This is a genomic window from Sphingorhabdus pulchriflava (genome assembly GCF_003367235.1).
GTDB classification, from domain to species: Bacteria; Pseudomonadota; Alphaproteobacteria; order Sphingomonadales; family Sphingomonadaceae; genus Sphingorhabdus_B; species Sphingorhabdus_B pulchriflava.
The window spans coordinates 990,099-1,011,909 of record NZ_QRGP01000001.1 but is presented as its reverse complement, the minus strand read 5'-3'; the positions used below and the strand labels follow the sequence as shown (position 1 = coordinate 1,011,909).

Here is a 21,811-nt window from a genome sequence, read left to right as displayed (position 1 = left end):
CGAGACAAATCATGGACCGGGCATCCTATCTTCGCAAACTGCATTTTCGTGCCCACCATCGTGGCACGCGCGAAGCCGATGCAATAGTCGGCGGCTTTTTCGACAGCTATCATGCCCGATGGTCCGAAACGGATTTCGCCTGGTTTGAAGCTTTGCTTGAGGAACAGGATGTCGACATCATGGGCTGGGCGATGCGTACCCTGCCCGTTCCCGCCAAATGGGAAGGCCCGATGCTCGATTTGCTGATGCGGCTTGACTATATTTCGCTTCCCGTCGGACTGACCAAGGCCGATTGAACGCATGACTGATTTGCAGCGCATCTTGAAAGCGGATCGCCCGCTGACGCTGGCGTCGGTGCCTGCTGGATTCACGCCTCTGCTGGTCGCCGATCTCGCACGCGGGGCCAAGAGTGCGACGCTCTATATAGCGCCAGACGACGCGGCGATGCGCTCACTGGCAGAGACGATTCCCTTTTTCGCGCCCGAACTGGAAATCCTGCAATTTCCGGCCTGGGACTGCCTACCCTATGACCGCGCCTCGCCATCGACGGTGATAACCAGCCAGCGCATGGCGACGCTCAACGCGTTACAGCACCCGACCAAATCCAAGCGAATATTGCTGACCACTATCGGGGCAATGGTCCAGCGGGTTATTACACCGTTCCGCATTCGCCAGACTGGGGCGATCCTGGCCTCAGGTGTATCGATAAACCGCGAAAAGCTCGCGGGCCTGCTGCAAGCCAATGGCTATTTCAGAGTCGATACCGTCGCCGAGGCGGGCGAGTTTGCCATAAGAGGCAGCCTAGTCGATTTGATCCCGGCAGGCAGCGAGGACGGCCTACGGCTCGACTTTTTCGGCGACGAAATCGAAACAATCCGCCGCTTCTCGCCTCAAGACCAGCGGAGCATCGGTACCGTCGACCGGTTCGCACTTTTGCCTGCCGTCGAAACACTGATGGACGAGGATGCGGTTCGCCGATTCCGCACTCAATATCGCGACCTTTTTGGGACCACAGCGACCGGCGATCCGCTCTATCAGGCGGTATCGGAGGGACGCAGACTGGCGGGCATGGACCATTGGTTGCCCTTGTTTGAAGAGCGTATGGTCACTTTGCTCGACCATCTTGACAGCGGCACGCTGATCCTGCGTGATCAGGCGGCACTCGCAGCCGGTGAAGCGCGGTTTGAAGCGATTGCCGATTACCACGCCAACCGCGAAAAGGCCCAGTCCGCAAGCCCCGGCAGTTATCGACCGTTGGCGCCGGAAAAGCTGTATCTGACCAGCGAAGAGCTCGAAGCGTTGCTAGAAGCGCATAACAGCCATCTACTGACACCTTTTGCCGCACCGGAATCCGCAAACACCATCGATTTCGGCATTTCAGCAGGACGTGATTTTGCGCCTGAGCGGGCGCGCAAGGATAATGTCTATGAGGCGGTTGCCGCTTATCTGAAGGACAGCATCCGCGCTGGCCAAAAGGCCATCGTCGCAAGTTATTCGGCGGGCGCGCGCGAACGCCTCAAAGGCCTGTTGGCTGATCACGGCGCGCCCAAATTGGTGGAAGCTGATGGCTGGCAGTCCGCATTGGGAGTCGCAGCGGGTAAAGCCGCAGCAATGGTGGTTCTGCCAATCGACCACGGCTTTACCTCGCCAGATGTCGCGCTGGTTTCCGAACAGGACATATTGGGCGACCGCCTCGTCCGCCGTCGGAAGAACAAGAAGAGCGCCGATGCTTTCCTTGCCGAAATGGCAGCGCTTACACCGGGCGACCTGATCGTCCATGTCGAACATGGCATTGGGCGCTATGAAGGATTGGCGTCAATCCCGGTTGGCCAAAGCCCTCACGATTGCGTCGCGCTGACCTATGCAGGCGGTGACCGACTCTATGTTCCGGTCGAGAATATCGATGTCCTCTCGCGCTACGGCAATTCGGACGGGGCGGTAACGCTCGACAAATTGGGCGGTGAGGCTTGGCAACGGCGCAAAGCGAAACTCAAGGAACGCATAACAGCGATTGCCCATGAACTTATTCGAACCGCCGCCGAACGCGCGCTGCGGCCAGGAGCGTTAATAGAGGTCGAGGACGCGGGCTATGCTGCCTTTGTCGACCGTTTCCCTTATGCCGAAACCGACGATCAGGAACGGGTCATTGCCGAGGTTTTGGAAGACCTGTCGAGCGGCAAACCGATGGATCGCCTCGTATGTGGCGATGTTGGGTTCGGGAAAACCGAAGTTGCCATGCGCGCAGCATTTGCAGCCGCTATGGCCGGTTATCAGGTGGCCGTCATTGCTCCGACCACCTTACTCGCACGCCAGCACTATACCAATTTCGTCGAACGCTTTGCCGATACGCCATTGAAGCTTGGGCGGCTGTCGCGCCTCGTTCCGTCTGCCGAGGCAACTAAGACCCGTGACGGTCTGACCGACGGTTCAGTCGACATAGTCATCGGCACCCACGCCGTTCTCGCAAAATCGATCAAATTCCGGAAACTTGGCCTGGCTATCGTCGATGAAGAGCAGCGCTTTGGCGTGAACCATAAGGAACAACTCAAGGCGCTGAAGACCGATGTCCACATGCTGACGCTGACGGCAACGCCGATCCCCCGCACTTTGCAGATGGCGATGTCCGGTTTGCGCGAATTGTCGGTTATCCAGACTCCGCCGGTGGACCGTCTCGCCGTGCGCACTTATGTCATGCCATGGGATGAAGTCGTGATGCGTGAGGCTTTGCTGCGTGAGCATTATCGCGGCGGACAAAGTTTCTTCGTGGTTCCCCGCATCTCCGACCTAGCCGAGATCGAAGAATATCTGCGCCACCAAGTTCCCGAAGTGAAGTTCGTCACAGCGCATGGCCAGATGGCCGCTGGTGAAATCGAAGAGCGGATGACCGCATTTTACGACAAGCGCTATGATGTGCTGTTATCGACCACGATCATTGAAAGCGGGCTCGATATTCCCAGCGCCAATACGCTGATCGTCCATCGCGCAGATCGTTTTGGCTTGGCTCAGCTTTACCAGCTTCGCGGGCGCGTTGGGCGGTCAAAGGCGCGGGCCTATGCCTATTTGACCCAACCTGCCGATCGGGTGCTCAGCGAGACCGCCGAAAAGCGTCTCAAGGTGCTCAGCGACCTTGATACACTCGGTGCTGGGTTCCAGCTGGCCAGCCACGACCTCGACATAAGAGGCGCGGGTAATTTGGTGGGCGACGAACAGTCCGGCCATATCCGCGAAGTCGGGTTCGAGCTTTACCAGTCGATGCTCGAAGAAGCTGTGGTCGCCGTCCGCGCTGAGGCGCATGGCCTCGCCAAACCGCGTGACAGCTTCTCGCCACAAATCACCGTCGACGCGCCGATCCTGATTCCGGACGGCTATGTGCCCGACCTTTCAGTGCGCATGGCGCTATACCGGCGTCTCAACGATCTGGACGAAGCGCAGGATATTGAAGGCTTTGCTGCCGAAATGGCCGACCGTTTCGGCCCGATACCGGAGCCGACGCAAAACTTGCTTAAACTGATCGCCATCAAGCAGAATGCCTTGGTCGCCCAAGTTGCAAAAATTGACGTAGGGCCGCGCGGGGCACTGGTCAGTTTCCATGAAGACCGCCCGCCAAATGTTCCCGGACTACTGGCTTATGTCGAAAAGCTTGGTGCCGTGGCCAAGCTTCGTCCTGACAGCAAATTGGTCATTACTCGCAATTGGCCCGATCCCGCGAGCAAATTGAATGGTTGCCTGCAGCTATCTAAGGGCCTGGCCAATCTGGCTAAACGAGCCGCCTGACTCACTTTTGTTGCGCAGCAAATTCATGGAACTGTGCCGCAGTAAGGGGCGGCGATTTCAAGAACCCCTGAAAATAATCGCATCCTTCGTCACGCAGCATTTCCAGTTCGCCCTCTTTTTCGACGCCTTCAGCGATAATTTGCAATCCTAAGGCTTTGCCAAGTGCGATGATAGCGCGCAGCACAATACGGTCACGCGTGCTGCCCGCAATGTCCGCGGTCATCCCCTTGTCGATTTTCAAATAATCGAGCGGGAGGCTCTTCAGATACGACAGGCTGGAATAGCCGGTGCCAAAATCGTCGATGGCCACCCGAATGTTTTTGCTGCGCAGCATTTGCAATTGAGCAAGCGCCAGATCGAAATCATTGACGATGCTCTCCTCGGTCAGTTCGACAGTCAAATGCTCTCGCGGAAAGCCGATTTCTTTCAGCAATCCCAGCAATTTCCCGGCATGATCATCCGCCAACTCTTCGGCACCGAGATTTATCGACAGTCTAAGCGCAACATCCCCGCGCGGCCATTTTTCGGCGAGTTCCAATGCTTGTCGCTGGATGGTAAACGACAACTCTTCACGTAAATCACATCGATCCGCTACCGCAAATAATTCGCTGGCTCCGATTTCACCAAATTCCGGATGTGCCCATCTGGCCAATGCTTCGGCACCGACAAGCCTTCCAGAAGCAACCTCAAACTGTGGCTGAAAATGGATTGCGATTTCATCATTGGCCAATGCCTGCCTCAAACCCTTGTCCAAGCTCGCATTTTTCGTAGGATCTGATTTGCTGCTGCTATCGCCAAATTGATATTTGCGTCCTTTGCGCGAATAGGCGGATGCGAGCGCCGACGACGCCGCAGCTAGCAGGTCGATCCCTTTCTGACCCGGAGTGGATACTGCTACGCCTACACGGGCACTGATGTGCAATTCGCCATCTTGAATGGTCATCGGTGCGCCCAAAGACGCAAGTAGTTTGCGGGTGACCTGCTCAAGCTCTGCCCTTCGCGCATCGCTCTCTGCGACAATAAGAAATTCCCGACCCGGAAGCCTGGCTGCCACCACAGCACCCGCAAGCGAAGGTGCGAACAATCCGATCCGTCGGCCAATTTCCGCAATAACCGCATTGCCTGCCTCACGACCATGCAAGTCGTTGACTTGCTTTAGATCCCGGATACCAATCAGAAATAATACGACCCGGCGCATCGGGCTTGCTTCAAATGCGGATAGCCACAGCTGCGCATCGCGCGCAGGTGAAATCTTCATCTGGGTTACGGCTTTGGCGACATCCATCGCAACAGAATAGCAGCAAAGTCTTTCCTAACCATTGCCAGCATGCTTTGGGCCCGATAGGTCGGTGTCGATGCACGACAATTTTGGCCGAACCATAGACTATCTGCGCATTTCGGTGACCGACCGGTGTAATTTCCGGTGCACCTATTGCATGCCCGAGCATCAACAATTCCTACCGCGCAGCGATTTACTGGATTACACAGAGATTTCGCTGATCGCAGCACGCTTCATTCAACATGGCATTCGCAAAATACGGTTGACCGGCGGCGAACCGCTTGTGCGGCGCGACATCGACATTCTGATCCGAGAGTTGGGTCGGCACGTAAAGTCGGGCGCGCTCGATGAATTGACGCTTACCACCAATGGTAGCCGGTTAGAGCAATATGCCCCTATGCTGGCACAAGCGGGTATCCGGCGTATCAATGTCAGCCTCGACAGCCTGGATAGCGCAAAGTTCCAGTCCATCACACGCGGCGGTAGTTTGCAGCAGGTGTTGGCAGGTCTTCAGGCTACCCGAGCCGCAGACATTGCAATACGAATAAACATGGTCGCGCTTCGCGGTTTCAACGAAACTGAATTACTGGATATGGCGAATTATTGCGCCGAAAACGGTTTCGATCTTGCGCTGATTGAAACGATGCCTTTGGGCGACGGCGTAGCCGGTCGCACCGACAGCTTCATATCGCTGCGAGATTTCTTACGTCCATTGCAGGAGCGGAATGAACTGATTCCGGACGAACATGTAACAGCTGGCCCCGCGCGCTATTATCGCGTCGAACCCTTGGGCCTCAGACTTGGCATGATTACGCCCATGACCCACAATTTCTGCGGCGATTGCAATCGCTTGCGCCTGGCAAGCGATGGTAAGGTGCATATGTGCCTCGGCTCCGAATTATATGTCGATTTCCGCGAAGCAATTCGGGCCGGAGGATTGGACGCTGTCGATAGGCTGTTGCAAAAAGCGCTTCGCCTAAAGCCGGAAAGGCACGACTTTGAAGCACAGATGGAGGACAGGAATTTGCGGCTGCATCGTCATATGAATGCGACCGGCGGATGAGTCGCTTTCCAAAACTCGCCCTGCTAGCTTCACCAGGTGAGCCCGCCCGCAAGGCAGAGAAGCAACTGCGCGAGATTCATGAGTTTGTACCCATCGAAGAAGCCGATGCAGTCATAGCATTGGGTGGCGACGGGTTCCTTCTGCAACTGCTGCACCGCCTGCTCGAACAACGGCGCGACCTGCCCACCTATGGCATGAATTTGGGGACCATCGGTTTCCTGATGAACAACTGGCATCCCGACGATTTGCTCAACCGGTTAGAGCGGGCCAAAAGCGTCACCGTCATGCCTTTGATGGCAACTATCGAGGCAAGCTCAGGACAGCGCTTCACCCTTCCCGCCATCAACGAAGTATCTCTACTGCGAGAAACGCGGCAGGCTGCAAAACTGCAGATCGACGTCAATGGTCGCACCGTTCTGGATGAACTGATTTGTGATGGCGTTCTTGTTGCGACCCCAGTGGGCTCGACTGCATATAACCTCTCAGCCAATGGCCCGATCCTGCCACTCGACAGTTCACTGCTTGCATTGACTCCCATCAGCCCCTTCCGCCCCCGCCGCTGGAAAGGTGCTATCCTGCCCGATCGCTATGTGGTCAAACTGACGATATTGGAAAGCTCGAAGCGCCCGGTCAGCGCGGTCGCCGACCAGCGCGAAATTCGCGATATCGCATCGGTTGAGGTCGCTCTGGACCGCAACCGGTCACTCACTTTGCTCTTTGATCCCGAACATGCGCTCGATGATCGCATCGCGATGGAACAATTTATTACCTGACCACTTGCTTTTTGTTTCAGGCCAAGCCATAGGCGCGCCTGCCCGATGTCATCGGGCTGCTCCCCGGTAGCTCAGCGGTAGAGCAATCGACTGTTAATCGATTGGTCGGCGGTTCGAATCCGTCCCGGGGAGCCAGATTTTCTCGTGAAAAATCAATAGGCCTGCATCAGCAGCCTGATGGCTGCATAGCCGACCAGCAGGGCAGTGATCCGACGCAGCCATTTAGGCGGAATAAGCTGGATGCCGATATGGGTTCCAATTTGTCCGCCGATCAATACGGCCAGCAAAAGCGGCCAATATGTCAGTGCCGGTTCTACGAATGATTGCGGTCCATGTTTAATCAACTGCCCGGCAAGCCCCGTGATCGAATTTACCAAAATGTAGAGCGATGCGAAGGCAGCAATCCGCTTTTCCTCCGCCCAATGGATGAGGTGCAGCGCAGGCGCCATGAAAATACCACCCCCGATGCCCGATAGACCCGCCAACAAGCCTACCGCGCCTGATAGTGCGAGCAGAACAGGTTTTGGGACTTTGGTCTCCGGTAGGCGATCCTGAGGCAGAATCAGCGCGAAGGCCGACAGCAACAAGGTGCACCCTAAGATGGCGAGAAAGGTGGTTTCCTCGAGCGGCGTCAAGCCACCCAGGAAAGCCAAGGGCGCCGACACCACCAGCAATGGCAGCACTGCTTTCCATTCGAGGAGTCCGGCCCGCCAAAAGCGGAACGTACCACCGGTAACAACAACGATATTGCAGCATAAAGAAATGATCGGGATCAGCCTTGGCTCAATCCCGCTCAATGACAGCAGCGCTGTATAGGACGATCCTCCGCCAAATCCGACGGAGGCGTAGATGAGCGCGATCAGGCCGAATAAAAGAGCCAGGATCACGCTCAATACCTAATCATGCCTTATAGGCACCGTGGCAGTGCTTGTACTTCTGCCCCGATCCGCAAGGGCACGGATCATTACGCCGAATTTCCGGATTGCCTGCAAATGGATCGCCTTCAGCCGGATTGGTCGCAACTTGCCGCGCCGGAATCGACGCCTTGATAAGCCCCATATCGGCCGCATCAATGTCATCACTGTCATCTTCGCCCGTCAACGGATCAAAATGTGTGGTTAGGAAATCGGGCAGTTCGGGCAGCTCGCCTGCAAATTCGGGCGGCTCCACACGGAACTCGTTTGTCAGGACCGTCTTGACGATATCTTCGCGAATAGCAGACAGCATCCGCTCAAACAGGCCAAAGCTCTCCTGCTTATATTCATTAATCGGGTTTTTCTGCGCATACGCACGCAGATAGATGACCTGACGCAGAGCATCGAGCGTCGCCAGATGCTCTTTCCAATGGTGATCGAGATTTTGCAGCAGGATTTGCTTTTCGATTTGCCGGAACAACACAGGATCGATCGCTGCACGCTTTTCGGCGAGCTTCGCTTCTGCAGCTTCGGCCAAGCGGGCCTCTACGGTTTCCGGTTCGAGCGATTCTTCCGTCAGCCAGCCGTCGATGTCCGGCTGCAGTCCCAGAATTTCGCTGACCTGTCTTTTCAGGCCATCCACATCCCATTGTTCGGGATAGGTTTCAGGCGGGCAATTTTCGCCGACAATATTGTTGACCGTTTCGTGCAACATATCATCCAGCACATCATCAACCGCCTCTGCATCCATGATGTCGCTGCGTTGTTCGTAAATGACCTTGCGCTGGTCGTTCATGACATTGTCATACTCGACCAACTGTTTGCGCACGTCATAGTTGCGCGCTTCGACCTTACGCTGCGCCGTTTCGATCGCCTTAGAAAGCCATTTGCCACCGATGGCTTCGCCATCTTCCAGACTGTTGTTCATCATGCGCGCAAACAAGGTCTCCGAACCGAATATGCGGAGGAGATCGTCTTCCAGGCAGAGATAGAAGCGCGACAGGCCAGGGTCACCCTGACGCCCTGAACGGCCGCGCAACTGATTATCGATGCGACGGCTTTCGTGGCGTTCTGTCGCCAGCACGAACAGACCGCCTGCTTCAAGCACCTTTGCTTTTTCAGCTTCGATTTCGGCCGTAATCTTTGCCACTGCGGCATCCCGTTCCGGGCCTTCGGGCATATCGCTCAATTCGCCTTCGACACGGAACTCAAGGTTGCCGCCCAATTTAATGTCGGTTCCGCGACCGGCCATATTGGTAGCAATAGTCACTGCCCCGAGGCGCCCGGCCTGGGCCACAATATGCGCTTCCTGTTCGTGGAAGCGTGCGTTCAGAACGGCGTGTTCGACGCCTTCCTTGTTTAGATAGTCGCTCAGCAGCTCCGATTTTTCGATCGACACCGTGCCAACCAGAACTGGCTGGCCGCGCTCGTTCGCTTCACGAATTGTCTTTGCAATCGCCGCAAATTTATCTGCGGTATTTTTGTAAAATTCGTCATTCTCGTCGATACGCTGCACCGGAACATTGGTCGGAATTTCAACGACATTGAGTTTATAAATGTCGAAAAATTCCTGCGCCTCGGTCGCGGCCGTACCGGTCATGCCCGAAATTTTCGGATACATGCGAAAATAGTTCTGGAAGGTAATCGTAGCCAGTGTTTGGTTTTCCGGTTTGATACGGACACCTTCCTTGGCTTCGACGGCTTGGTGCAGGCCATTGGACCAGCGGCGTCCGTCCATCATGCGACCGGTAAATTCGTCGATGATGATAACCTCGTCATCCTTGACGATATAGTCGGTATCGCGCTTAAACATCGTATTGGCCTTCAGGGCCTGGTCGAGATGGTGCACGACCTGGGTATTCTCGAAATCATACAGGTTGGTACCGACGATCAAGCCAGCACTTTCCAGCAGCCGTTCGGCCTTTTCGGTACCGTCTTCGGTCAGGATGACACTGCGCTGTTTTTCGTCTTTCTCATAATCGCCTTCATCGAGTTGAAGGACAACCTCGTGAACCGCCTTGTACAATTCCGACTTGTCGTCGGTTGGTCCGGAGATAATGAGCGGGGTTCGTGCTTCATCGATCAGGATCGAGTCGACTTCGTCAACAATTGCGTAGTTAAAGGGGCGCTGCACCATCTGCGCGCGCTCATGCTTCATATTGTCGCGCAGATAATCAAAGCCGAGTTCATTATTGGTCGCGTAGGTGATGTCGCAATTATAGGCGGCACGACGTTCATTTTCCGACAGGTTGGGAACTATCACCCCAGTGGTCAGGCCAAGGAAGCCGTATATCTGACCCATCCATTCGGCATCGCGCTTGGCCAAATAGTCGTTGACCGTCACGACATGAACGCCCTTACCCTCGATGGCATTCAGATAGGTCGCGAGTGTTGCGACAAGCGTCTTGCCCTCACCTGTCCGCATCTCGGCGATTTCACCGCGATGCAGCACGATGCCGCCGACCATCTGCACGTCGAAATGGCGCATTCCCGTTACACGCTTCGAAGCCTCGCGTACCGTGGCGAATGCTTCGGGCAAGATGTCGTCCAGGGTTTCGCCAGCCTCAAGTCGTTCGCGAAAAAGCTGGGTCTGGTTTTTCAGATCTTCGTTCGAAAGTCCTGACAATTGGTCTTCAAAAGCATTGATTTTGGTGACGATTTTCATCGTCTTTTTGACGTAACGGTCGTTGGACGAGCCAAAAATGGACTTGGCGATAGTGCCGAGCATGGGTAACCCCTTAAATATAAATGTGAAATACGCCCAACCGATAGCGGGCGGTGCAAATGGGAAACGCGCGAAAAATCAGCGCAAAGACCGCCTATTTATGTGCGCGGTCAGCCCGAGAAACGGGTGTCGATGCCGGCATCGCATCGTCTGGAACCAAATATGTAGAGCGAAAATCGGAAGGCGATGCCGCTGCGCGTGCAAATGTGCCCTGACTGTCTGCCGACACCGCAACGACCGTCGCATAAGCTTCTGCCAGCGCGACCGATGACGCAGTGCTGGTCGGCGAAGCTGCCTCAACCGGCCGCGCAGCTTCCGCGGCTGAAAAGCCAGTTAGCAGAGCGAGGAAGTAAAGCAGCAATCGCATTGAAGACATGTTTCCAGTGTTGGGTGCCATATAAGTAGATGGCATCTCATAGTCCATCCCTAACCCATTTGGGTTAACGGAGTGACCTAGTCCGCTTCCGAAGCAGCAGGTGTGCCGCTCCACTCTTGGTGTGCGATTTCGAACTTGAGTATAACGCGTCGCGGTTCATTTCCGCCCTTTTCGTTCGCAAAGGGTTTGATTCGACTGGTTGGCGGATTCTTGCACAATTGGTCGGGTGAAAATACGCCTTTCGGCAGAAAACCAAACTCACCCTTAAATTCGGACTGGCAATTGGCCAATTTACCATCGCTATCGAAATCCAGCGTCAGCGTTATCATCCCTGGTTTTTCAAAAGGGTTGCGTTCGGTAATTGGCCGTGGCGGAAGACCAAAGCTCCCTTTAGGCAGTCGCCAGTCAAAACTATGCGCACTTACCCCCTCTACTGCATAACCATCGCGGGCTGCTGCCGGATTAAACTTCCATTTCCGTGCCAAATCACAAGACTTTTGGTCCAATGAAGTGTGACCGCTTGTTTTCGCAATAGTGCAAACCACCACTGATCCGGTCGGACTGACGCCGAGCGCAACCTCCGTACGCCCTTGGAATCCTTCAGCCAATGCATCCGCTGGATAGTCACTCTCCTTTATTTGCAATTGTTTGAAATCGGCAATCTTGGGCGGCCTTGGAAAGCTGCGATCGGCAATCGTCTGGGACGCCGAACTGAATATTGTCGGTATCTGCCAGCGCACCCGACTCGACCATTCTCCTTCAATCGCGGCACCCTTTTCATCTTGCGCCGGATAGAATGTTCCACGCCTCATGATATTGTTACAGGTGGCTTCATCAAGATCGGCATGTCCACTTGCCTGGGTGACGGAGCATGCAGTTGGATTACCGCTGGCATCAATCAACACCTTGAAGCCAGTAGTTCCTTCGCGACGCTCGGATAATGCCTTAGTAGGATAATCGTTGGTGGTCGCCCATGCGCCGGGATTGTTTTTGGGAATAGCGACAGATTTTTGTCCCCTGGTTGGCGGCGCGGGTATTGCATTCGGAACTGGCGGCGCGGGAATGTTGACGACGGGAACGGTTACTATCGGCGCATCCAAAGGCGCCGCCACCGATGCAACAATTGCGGCACCAATCCAAAACAAGTAGGGCATCAAAAAATTCTCCTGAAACAATGCAGCGTTTCTAATAAAGGCAGTTCAAATTGTTAGTAAAATCTCCATTGGCCACTCCCTTTCCCGAAATGCCCGAAATTGCGGGTGCGACCAAACGCGTCGCGAAGGCGCGTTATAAGGAATGGGATCGCTGCGACCTGACCTATATCGAATTTGCTACCGGAACGGCGGTTGCGGGTGTGACGACGCGTAACATCTGCTGCTCGTCAGAGGTCGAGTTGTGCCGCGATAATTTGAAAGGCGGCCGGGCGCGTGCATTGGTCGTCAATGCCGGAAACAGCAACGCCTTTACTGGCTATCGCGGACGCGATGCGGTTGAAGCCATTACTCGGCAGGTTGCAGCACATCTGGGCTGCGCTGCAACCGAAGTCTTTGTTTCCTCGACCGGTGTTATCGGTGTGCCATTGCCTAAAGACAAAGCCGAGGCCGGGTTAAAGGCGGCTTTTGGCGCGTCGGTTTGCAGCTGGCAGGATGTGGCTGACACCATCGGCACAACCGACACCTTTGCCAAAGGCGCAAAAGCCAGCGCGATGGTTGGCGATACCCGTGTTGAAATCATCGGTGTCATCAAAGGCAGTGGCATGATCGCGCCGGATATGGCCACAATGTTGGGCTATATATTTACCGATGCAGCGGTCGAACCCGCTTTCCTTCAGCAATTGTTGGTCGAAGCGAACGGCTCGACGTTCAATTGCATCACGGTTGATAGCGATACATCGACCAGCGACACGGTGCTCGCTTTCGCAACCGGTAAGGCCGACAACACACCGCTAGCATCTTTCAATGATGTGGGGGCAGATGCGTTTGCATCGGCATTGCATGATGTGTGCCGTCAGCTAGCGCATCTGGTCGTGCGCGACGGCGAAGGCGCACAGAAGTTTATCGAAATTTCGGTTACGGGTGCCGTTTCTGACGAGAGCGCAAGGCGCATCGGACTCGCGATCGCCAATTCGCCACTGGTTAAAACCGCGATTGCGGGCGAAGATGCCAATTGGGGACGTATCGTCATGGCTGTCGGCAAAGCAGGCGAGCCCGCGGATCGTGACAGGCTGTCGATAAGCTTTGGCGCGACGCCGGTCGCGCTAAATGGTCTGCCCGTTGAAGGCTTTGACGAGACACCGGTGACGGCGCATCTAAAAGGCCAAGAAATCCAGATTGGCGTAGATATCGGCCTTGGATCAGGTCACGCAACCGTTTGGACGTGCGACCTGACCCATGGCTATATCAGCATCAATGCGGATTACCGAAGTTAAAGCGCAGCTTCCAGCCAGCCCTTGATGGCAGCCTTGGGGGCAGCGCCCACCTTGGTGTCGACAATCTTCCCATCCTTGAACAGGATCATCGTTGGAATGCCGCGCACACCATATTTGCTGGGTGTATCGGGGTGGTCGTCGATGTTGAGCTTTGCGATGGTAACCTGATCGCCCAGTTCTTCGCTGATTTCCTCAAGGCTGGGGCCAATCATCTTACACGGGCCGCACCATTCGGCCCAGAAATCGACCAATACGGGTTTGTCCGAAGCCAAAACATCGGTGTCAAAATTGTTATCGCCAACTGCTTTCGTCGCCATTGGATATCTCCTTAGTTGGTGTTGAATCTATTGTCCCTGCCCTGCACTTGCAAGCACCGAGCCGCAAAGATTTGCTTGTCCGCTCAAGAGGCGGGTTTGTAGGGTTCCAGATCGGCGGCAGTCAAAGTCAGCAAATGGGGCTCGTACGTATAAAGTAAAGCGGCTTCAACGCGCCGGTCAGGAAAGATTTTCTCGAGAGCAGCAACATAATGCGCCATTTGCCGCAATTGCGAAACAGGCACCTTTTCTGAGGTTCGCGGCACAAAGCGCCCCGATTTGAAATCGACTATTTGGACATATGCTTCAGTTACGACCAAACGGTCGATACGCCCTGTAACTACGGTTTCCCCGACTAATGCGGCGATGGGCACTTCTGCCCGCGCGGTGGGCGAAAATATCTCAGACCATCTGTCGTCTTCGAGCACGGTGGCAGCTTGGCGGATCAGTTCCTGATGATCATGCGCGCCGGATTTGTCGCGCAGGGCGAGCCAGCGAGCGGCATCGTTCGCAAAGCTGTGGGCACGATTACCTTCAACCCGTTCAAACAGGCCGTGCAACAACTTACCGCGCTCTGCCGCAATACGGATTTTTTCGATAGCCGGCGCGTCACCAATATCGGCGTCGTCGATTCTTGAAGGGGCGAGAGGTCTTGGCGGTCGAGCCTCCATGGGAGCGGGCGAAAAAAGCCATGCGGGTGTTTCCGAGGCGGCGACCTCGACTGCGGCAGTGATGTCTGTTGACGCAACGCTGCTCATCTTTCCCTCCAGGCGCATGGTGCTACCCCAAAGCGACGATGCTTCCCACTCATGTCCGAGCCGGTTGAATGCGGCTTCCAGAATTGGATACCAACTGTTTTCGGTCTTGGACTTCGACCCGAGACTACCAGTCAAAATCAGACGCTCTTCGGCCCGCGTCAGTGCCACGTAAAGAAGGCGGTTATGCTCTCTGAGTTCTTCTACTTTATGGCTGTCGTGCAGGACACCAAGCTGCCCGATTCGCAGCGCTGTACCAAAAGGCAGGATCGGCAATTCTGCCCCGTGGTCCAATTTTAACGACAGCCCCGATCCCGACCCACGCGATTTCAGGGGATCGGTCGCAATGTCAGCGAGGATAACGACTGGCGCCTGCAACCCCTTGGCTCCATGCACAGTCATGATCCGGACTTCGCCCGCAGAAACCAGCCCTTCGCGTTTTATTTCGCCATTATCGCGTTCGAACCAGTCCAGAAAATCCTGCAGCGTGCCTCCACCATCCTGCGCAAATTGCAGGGCAATGTTCAGCAGTTCCTCTATCGGAACCAGCGTCTCATTTCCGAGCCGTTCGGCAAATTTACGCCTGCCTTGGGTCGGCCCCGAAAGGATAGTTTCAAGAAACGCATAGGGAGAAGTAAAGTCCGCCTCCGCCAGCATGTCCCTCAAGGGACGCAGATCATTTTCCAATACCGCCTGACTGCGCAAATGGTTCCACAAAGCCTCGCCTTTTGCGCGATAGCCATGGTCGAGAAGCTGTTGCTGTGACCAGCCCATCAATGGAGACACCAGCAAACAGGCAAGGCTCATGTCATCACCCGGCTGCAGCACAAAGCGGATTGCAGACAGCAGGTCCTGCACCGCCAATTGCTCGCCCAGCAACATCCTGTCGATCCCAGCGACTGGTACGTTCAGCGCGTGCAGCCTCGCGACGATCAGGGCAGCAAGGTCCGAACGCTTGCGCAACAGCACCAAGATATTGCCCGGCTCCAAAGGCTTTTCGGTGCTGGTCAAATAAGGCTTTTCGTCGATCAGTTGCTTGATGTGCGTCGCCAGTTTTTCCGCAAGTTTGCGTTTTTCGGCGCTGACCCATTTCTCCTCGTCACCGTCGGAGTCTTCGTCTTCATCGTCGCCGGAACGGACAAGACCGAATAATTCGACCATGCCGCTGTCGGGATTATCGCTTTCATGATCTGGCACAATTTCGTCGAGCCCTAAGCCCTGGTGCCCGATTTCCTCGATAGCCTTGTTGACGAAAGACAGGATGGGCTGGGTCGAGCGGAACGATTGGGAAAGCGTGAGCTTTTTAAGCTCTCCGCCACTGTCAGAGAGTTTTTGGCCAAAGCGGACACCAGCGTCCCGATATTTTGCAGGGTCGGTGCCTTGAAATCCGTAAATCGCCTGTTTGAAGTCGCCCACTGCAAATATAGTTCGCGCACGATCAGCTTTTTGTCCGCTGCCGGTGAAAAAATCGTCGGCCAGCGCGTCGACAATATCCCATTGTGGCTGATTGGTATCCTGCGCTTCATCGATCAATATATGGTCTATCCGCCGGTCGAGCTTGAATCGGACCCATTCGGCCATCCGGCCCTGCCGCAGCAGCTCCGCCGTCTTTTCGATCAGGTCGTCAAAATCAACCAGTCCTTGCGCATGCTTGGCAGCAACATAGCGAGCAGCATAGGCTTTTCCGACAAGTAGGGCTGATGCCAGACGATCCGCATATTTCAATAATTCGCGGCGGTCGAGCAAGCGTCGGCACCATTGCAAAGCAGCAAGCGCGAGCGCTTCAAAAGCTGCGATATTCTTGGGCCCCTGCTTTACAAGAGTTCCCTCTTTGGTTGCCCAGCAGCTATGCAGTTCTTCCAACTTACTGACGCGGTCTTCAGTGGAAGACGCCAGCCAGTCCGCGATTTTTGTAGCACGGTCCAATCCCGTTTTGGTATTCCACTGGCGGTTGCAGTCCGCCACCGTCAAAAGCAGATTGCGATCTATGATGTCATCACTGCACTGGTTTTGCATGATTTCATCAATGGTGCCCGTTTCGGTTTCGCCAACAAGGTAACGGGCAAAAACCAACGCGCCGTCGTCTTCGGGAACCTTGCCAACGGCGTTTGAATGTTGTGCACAACGGTTCAGAAAATTCCATGCCCCGTCTTCCCCCAGATCAAGGCTCAATTGCTGCAGTTTCGTCAGGATCCAATCATTGGATTGCGTCTCTGCCTCGGTCACCAGGTCCGAAAGAACCTCGCGCTGCAATTCGCGCCTTTTACGGTCATCAATAGGTTCGAACCCGGGGGCGATACCCGCCTCTTCGGGAAAACTGCCAAGCAGTGACTGGCAGAAACTGTGAATTGTCATGATCTGCAATCCACCGCCCGGGGCGTCGAGCACTTGTGCAAAAAGTTCGCGCGCTTTCGCCTGCATTTCGGGGCCATGATCGGCACCGATGGCTATCAAATCGCTTGCAAGTAGCGGGTTCTTCATTTGCACCCAGCCCGCCAAGATGCGGTTGATGCGTTCCTCCATTTCGGCAGCGGCGGCCTTGGTGAACGTCAGGCACAAAATCTGTTCGGGACGCGAACCGGCCAGCAGCAAACGGATCACGCGCGCGGTTAAGACCTGCGTTTTGCCAGAACCTGCAGAGGCACTAAGCCAGACGCTTTCCTCTGGCTCTGTGGCCAGCAATTGGGCAGGCTTTAGCTTTTGGAGCGGCTTTATTTCGCTGTCAGACGACATCATCATCGTCCTTCCAGTCAGTGTTCCCCATCCATTCAGCCAAACGCATCAGTTGGTCATAATCTTTGTACGGGGCATATTCCGGTTTGAGTTTGGCTGTGAACGGATCGTTTCCGGTGATCCAACGCGATATCGCCTGACGCGCTTGCGTTTCCGCAAATGCAGCGAATTTGTCTGCGTTTGGCTCGTCTTCATTCGTCTTTTTGGTAAAAGGTGTCTCTGAATAGCCGAAGGGAATATCAGTGCCCTTTCGCTTGGAGCGTGAAAGCGACCAATATTCGTAATTCGCCACCTCCCCATCTGCGCCCTCAATCCCGCCCGTCTCGGCCATAAGTCCCGCAAGTCCGAGTTGCAGCGCATAGCCGACACGAACCCGCTTTTTGGGCGGCGGACTTCCGGTCTTGTAGTCAACGATCACCAGTCGGCCGTCTTCCTGACGATCCACCCTGTCGATACGGCCATGGACAAGGATATTGTCGATTTCGACACGGCCTTTTTTCTCAGTGACTGCAATCGTTCTTTTGTCTTCAACCCTTTGGCGCAGGGTTTCGCTGGCAATCCAGCTCAATGCCGCACTTATCCGTGGTTGCCACAACATCCGCAAGGCTGGGTGCAATGCGGGATTGGCCAGCATAGCCTTGGCGCGCGCCGTTAGAGCATCCGGATCGCAGTCATCTTCTTCGGCCCAAAGCTGAAGTAAATCATGTACTGCACTCCCTTTCCAAGCGGAATCGGGTTCAGCAGCAACGGCTTTCAGCGGCGAAAGGCCCAATATGTTGCGCGCGTAAAAGGCAAATGGATCGGCCTTCAGGACATCCATTTGCGTGATGGAAATATCGACCTTTCGTTGCTCTCGCGATGGGCTGGGCACTGGCCGTGCATAAGGCTTGTGCTTGATCTGCGGCGCGTCAAGCTGATTGGCAAAATGTCTCGCACGCTCCTCAATCTGCAAGTTGGGTCCCAAAAAGGCTTGGAGGCGCAGCAAGAAACGCGATGCGATCGTGGGTCCGGATCGGTCACGCTGCGCCCGGGTAAGCACCACTTCGGTCGCCCCCAAAGCCGAGGCAAGATCGTGTGCTGAAAGCCCGATATTCCGTTCCAATCCCGGCAAACCCAAATCGCGGCGAAGGCGCGGTGCCAGCCACGGGTCCGGCTGCGGCAATTGCGGCCAGCTACCTTCGTTCAATCCTGCACAAATGAGTAGATCCGCAGACTGCAGTCGCGCCTCGAGCAAACCATAGATCGATACGCGAGGATGGGTTCCAAATGCAGGGCGTATTGTCTGCATGGAAATCATATCACGCACAATTACAGCGACCGCTGCACCTTTGGTATCGTCAAATACCGAAAGGTCGCGCGACTGGATATCGGTCAATATATCGGCAAGCGCACGACCAGCAGGACCTTTCCAGATCGCCCCATCAGACAATTCACTCGCCAGCGCCGCGACCGCTTTCACCTTATCGGCAAAGCTGCGCATGTGATCAAAATCATAAGATTGCAGGCGCTTCTCTGTTTCCGCCCACCAGCCATATAGAGCGGCATCCTTTTCGGATCGGCTGAATTTTGCTCGCATAGCATCCCTGATGCCAGCGATGCCAAGTCCAAGCCTCGGCCCCCTTAACGCCTGATCCAGTTGGCGAACATTTTCCAGCCAAGCAAGGCGAGCGTCGCCCGCTGCAACCAGCGGATGTTTGAATACAGCCAGCAACGCGACTGGATCAAACTGACCGGCCAACATGTCGGTTATGGCCAGCAACAGGACACCGGACGGGGTCTGCGTCAAAGGCACGCCGGCACTGTCGTCCGCGTCAATATCCCAGCGTTTCAGTTGCGCCGACACACGCAATGCAATTTCACGATCGGGAGTAACCAATGCGACACGTCGCGCCGGGGTTTCCAGCGCCTCCCGTATCAAAACCGCGATGACTTTGGCTTCTTCTGCACTGTCCGCGCAAGACATCAGCCGAACATTGGTTAGCTTTTTCCGTGACGCCGGCAGTTCTTGCCAATTTACAGTCTGCGTCGCTGCGCAAAAAATGTCGGCGACCGCCATTTGCACCTCAGCCCCGTGGGCAGATGGTTCGTTCAGGGCCAGGCTTGAAACTTCAGACCGATTGATATTCATCCTGTGAAGCAACAGTTTCAGATGATATTGCGGATGGGTTTCTTGCTGTCCGGGAGGGTCGGAGCCGTCGTCACGCTTTTCCAATGAACCGAGAGCATCCCATTCGGCAGCGGGCATTTGAAGGTCGACATGCGGCAGAATGACGCGGCCGCTGGGCAATACTGCAACTTGGCGCAGCAAACTGGCAATCGCCGGGGCCGCCGTCGATATTCCCACCGCCCAGACTGATCGATTGTCACTTTGCTGTGTCAGTCGACTGGCCAGTCGATCCAGCAACATGTTTCGCCGTGCAGCCGGGTTCAGCAGACCAAGCTTGCTCAGTTCGGATTGATACGCTTCAGCCAGCAACAGCAAATCGGCATAGGCGCTTTGCCAATGTTCGGCGAGGTCGTGACTTTGGTGATCTGTTTCAATCTTCGCGACCGGGACGCCTTCAATCTCAAGCTGGTCGACCGTTTCCATCAATAGGCGAGCCAGATTCAGTGCTTCGGCAGCGCTTAACTGCGGCCTTCGATTGCGCACCAAGCGCGTCAACAGCAGCTGGCGTTCTAGATCACCGATGGCAGGGGGGATCAGCTCACCGTCACCGAGCGGATCAAGGAGCGGCCCTAAGGCTTCATCCAGCGCAAGGTCACCTATCGCAGCCATACGCGGCAAGATCAGACCTTGTTCAGCGATACGGACGAACGCAGAGGTCATAGCTGCAATCGCCCTGTTATTGGGGAGCAGCAACAATATATCGGCCAGTGCCATGCGGTCGGCGCGATAGCGACCGGTTAGTTCAAGCGCGACGGCCGACGAAATATCGGTCCCAATCGGAACCGTGAAGACATTCGGAGATCGATGTTCAGCCATGCACTGCCAGCGCGGCTTCGGTCGGAGCTATGGCCTGCGGCGATCCGATATCAAACCAGTCGCCTTCGTGCACTAGTCCGAACAGCCGCCCTTCGGCGATTGCCCGATCCCACAAAATATTGGTCGAAAAAGGCCCTTTAGGAGCATCCCGCAAGAGACGATGGCTTATCAACTGGTTGCCAGTGTAGACATAGGGCGCGCTGTCGCGTTGTCCGCGGCGAACCAGCCGGTTGTCGTCATCAAGAGAAAAATCACCGTTCCCCGGATGCTGATAAGCATTTTGGCGCGGGACGATGAGCAACAGGCCATCCATTCGGTCGCCGTCCCACGCCTGTGCCAAACGCTTGAGACCGTGGTGACCGATCGCTTCGGTCCAGATGGCATCGCTATTGAGGCAGTAAAATGGTTCTGCTGCGATAAGGCCTTGGGCTTTCACCAAACCGCCGCCGGTTTCCATCAGCAAGTCACGCTCGTCTGAAATAGTGACCTCAAGGTCGGCAGCCTGCTTGGCAAGGTGCGCCTCAACCTGTTCGGGCAGATAATGCACATTGACCACAACCTTGGAAATGCCCGCATCTCGTGCCTTATCGAGCACATGGTCGAGCAGGGTTTTTCCTGCGACTTCGACCAGCGGCTTTGGCTTGCGCTCGGTCAGCGGGCGCATCCGCGTGCCCAGACCGGCCGCCATAATCATCGCGCTGTCAACTTTCATGCGATGCTGTCCGGTGACGTGCGTCGAACTTCATCAGGGATTGTTGTGTCGAACCAATGTTTCAAATCGGCAAGCCCCGGATGTTGCAGATCACGTTCCAGAAGGCCCCACATACGAGGCAGGAAATTCAGATACCGCGCCTTACCATCGCGTTTCCACAGTCTGGTGAAAATGCCGACTATCTTGGTGTTTCGTTGTGCGCCCAGCAACGCGTAATGCAGGTCGAAGTCATATTCCGGCTTTGCAACGCTTTTGTAATAGAGCAGCATCTCGATTTCGAGTTCTTGGGATACATCGCGCCTTGCATCTTGCAAAAGAGACACAAGGTCATAGGCAGGATGTCCAGCCAATGCGTCCTGAAAATCGATCAGACCCTGCGACCCGTCTTCAAGCAGCATGATGTTTTCAGCATGATAGTCCCGCAATGCAGTCACCTGCTGCCATTCCGGTCCGCTTATCGAAGCTAGCGCGGCTTTCCATAGCGCTTCAAATTCCTCACGATCAAAAGCGACACCCATCGCTGGAAGATACCATTCAACCAGAAGATCGACTTCGCGCAAGTAGGCCGCGAAATCATAGGGTGCGAGCTTGGCGACCGGAGCCTTTTCAAGATCGATTAATGTAGCAATCGCATGACGATAAATCTGCATTTCATCTTCGGGATGGTCATCCAGAAATTCCCGCATTCGGGTGTTGCCAAAATCTTCGATCAGGACAAGACCACGATCTAAATCTGTGCCGTAAACAACCGGCGCCCGAAAACCCTGTTCAACCAGATATTGAGCGACATGCAGGAACGGCTTGGGATCTTCGTGCGGCGGCGGCGCATCCATAAGCATCGCAGTGGAACCGTCGGATTTGCGAACGCGGAAATAGCGTCGGAAAGAAGCATCACCTGCAAGCGGCTCGATCGCAGCGCCGCCCCATCCGCAGCCGGTCAAAAAGTTATCTGTCCCTGCGGGTATTTGCGCAGCCGTCAATT

Annotated in this window: 15 protein-coding genes and 1 tRNA gene; 6 read left to right on the top strand and 10 right to left on the bottom strand. The window is 55.3% G+C overall.

The genetic code is table 11. The features are described from left to right. Positions 1-11 precede the first annotated feature (11 nt). Positions 12-296 carry an FAD assembly factor SdhE gene (locus DXH95_RS05130; RefSeq protein ID WP_115548333.1) on the top strand — a complete coding sequence of 95 codons (285 nt, stop codon included), beginning with the start codon at positions 12-14 and terminating at the stop codon, positions 294-296. A gap of 4 nt (positions 297-300) precedes the next feature. After that, complete coding sequence (gene mfd / locus DXH95_RS05125; protein ID WP_115548332.1) at positions 301-3,774, top strand: transcription-repair coupling factor; 3,474 nt, start codon at positions 301-303, stop codon at positions 3,772-3,774. A 1-nt stretch (position 3,775) separates the two neighbouring features. On the opposite strand, the gene DXH95_RS05120 is transcribed toward mfd, so the two are convergent. Then, positions 3,776-5,059, bottom strand: a complete 1,284-nt coding sequence (locus DXH95_RS05120) for a putative bifunctional diguanylate cyclase/phosphodiesterase (RefSeq protein WP_115548331.1) — start codon at positions 5,057-5,059, stop codon at positions 3,776-3,778. Positions 5,060-5,129: 70 nt separating this feature from the next. Here DXH95_RS05120 and moaA point away from each other — a divergent pair, with 70 nt between their 5' ends. From moaA to DXH95_RS05105, 3 genes are all read left to right on the top strand, one after another. Then, entirely contained in the window at positions 5,130-6,116 is a 987-nt protein-coding gene (moaA, locus tag DXH95_RS05115) for a GTP 3',8-cyclase MoaA (protein WP_115548330.1), read from the top strand. Then, on the top strand, positions 6,113-6,889 hold the full coding sequence (locus DXH95_RS05110) for an NAD kinase (RefSeq protein WP_115548329.1): 777 nt from the start codon (positions 6,113-6,115) through the stop codon (positions 6,887-6,889). The genes moaA and DXH95_RS05110 overlap by 4 nt, the downstream gene beginning before the upstream one ends. Before the next feature lie 60 nt (positions 6,890-6,949). Beyond that, positions 6,950-7,024, top strand: a tRNA-Asn gene (locus tag DXH95_RS05105). A 17-nt stretch (positions 7,025-7,041) separates the two neighbouring features. On the opposite strand, the gene DXH95_RS05100 is transcribed toward DXH95_RS05105, so the two are convergent. From DXH95_RS05100 to DXH95_RS05085, 4 genes are all read right to left on the bottom strand, one after another. Further along, entirely contained in the window at positions 7,042-7,776 is a 735-nt protein-coding gene (locus tag DXH95_RS05100) for a sulfite exporter TauE/SafE family protein (protein ID WP_239016547.1), read from the bottom strand. A 13-nt stretch (positions 7,777-7,789) separates the two neighbouring features. Continuing rightward, positions 7,790-10,531, bottom strand: a complete 2,742-nt coding sequence (secA, locus tag DXH95_RS05095) for a preprotein translocase subunit SecA (protein WP_115548327.1) — start codon at positions 10,529-10,531, stop codon at positions 7,790-7,792. 91 nt (positions 10,532-10,622) lie between these two features. Further along, positions 10,623-10,895 (bottom strand): hypothetical protein, encoded by a 273-nt coding sequence (locus DXH95_RS05090; protein WP_147291683.1) that lies wholly within the window; start codon positions 10,893-10,895, stop codon positions 10,623-10,625. An 86-nt stretch (positions 10,896-10,981) separates the two neighbouring features. Beyond that, positions 10,982-12,079, bottom strand: coding sequence for an energy transducer TonB (locus tag DXH95_RS05085; protein ID WP_115548325.1), 1,098 nt, complete (start codon positions 12,077-12,079; stop codon positions 10,982-10,984). 68 nt (positions 12,080-12,147) lie between these two features. Here DXH95_RS05085 and argJ point away from each other — a divergent pair, with 68 nt between their 5' ends. Then, on the top strand, positions 12,148-13,332 hold the full coding sequence (argJ, locus tag DXH95_RS05080) for a bifunctional glutamate N-acetyltransferase/amino-acid acetyltransferase ArgJ (protein WP_115548324.1): 1,185 nt from the start codon (positions 12,148-12,150) through the stop codon (positions 13,330-13,332). Here the strand turns inward: argJ and trxA are convergent. The 5 genes from trxA to DXH95_RS05055 form a co-directional block, all read right to left on the bottom strand. Continuing rightward, on the bottom strand, positions 13,329-13,649 hold the full coding sequence (trxA, locus tag DXH95_RS05075; protein WP_115548323.1) for a thioredoxin: 321 nt from the start codon (positions 13,647-13,649) through the stop codon (positions 13,329-13,331). The two genes, argJ and trxA, sit on opposite strands and share 4 nt — an antisense overlap. Before the next feature lie 83 nt (positions 13,650-13,732). Continuing rightward, positions 13,733-17,140: a double-strand break repair helicase AddA gene (addA, locus tag DXH95_RS05070; protein WP_115548322.1), complete on the bottom strand. Its 3,408-nt coding sequence runs from the start codon at positions 17,138-17,140 to the stop codon at positions 13,733-13,735. Continuing rightward, entirely contained in the window at positions 17,124-20,117 is a 2,994-nt protein-coding gene (gene addB / locus DXH95_RS05065; protein WP_115548321.1) for a double-strand break repair protein AddB, read from the bottom strand. The genes addA and addB overlap by 17 nt, the downstream gene beginning before the upstream one ends. Then, positions 20,110-20,829 (bottom strand): nucleotidyltransferase family protein, encoded by a 720-nt coding sequence (locus DXH95_RS05060; protein WP_239016546.1) that lies wholly within the window; start codon positions 20,827-20,829, stop codon positions 20,110-20,112. Before DXH95_RS05060 ends, addB begins: the two co-directional genes overlap by 8 nt. Then, the gene (locus DXH95_RS05055) at positions 20,826-21,809 is read right to left on the bottom strand and encodes an aminoglycoside phosphotransferase family protein (RefSeq protein WP_239016545.1); all 984 of its coding nucleotides are present in this window, start codon (positions 21,807-21,809) and stop codon (positions 20,826-20,828) included. Before DXH95_RS05055 ends, DXH95_RS05060 begins: the two co-directional genes overlap by 4 nt. Positions 21,810-21,811: the final 2 nt, after the last annotated feature.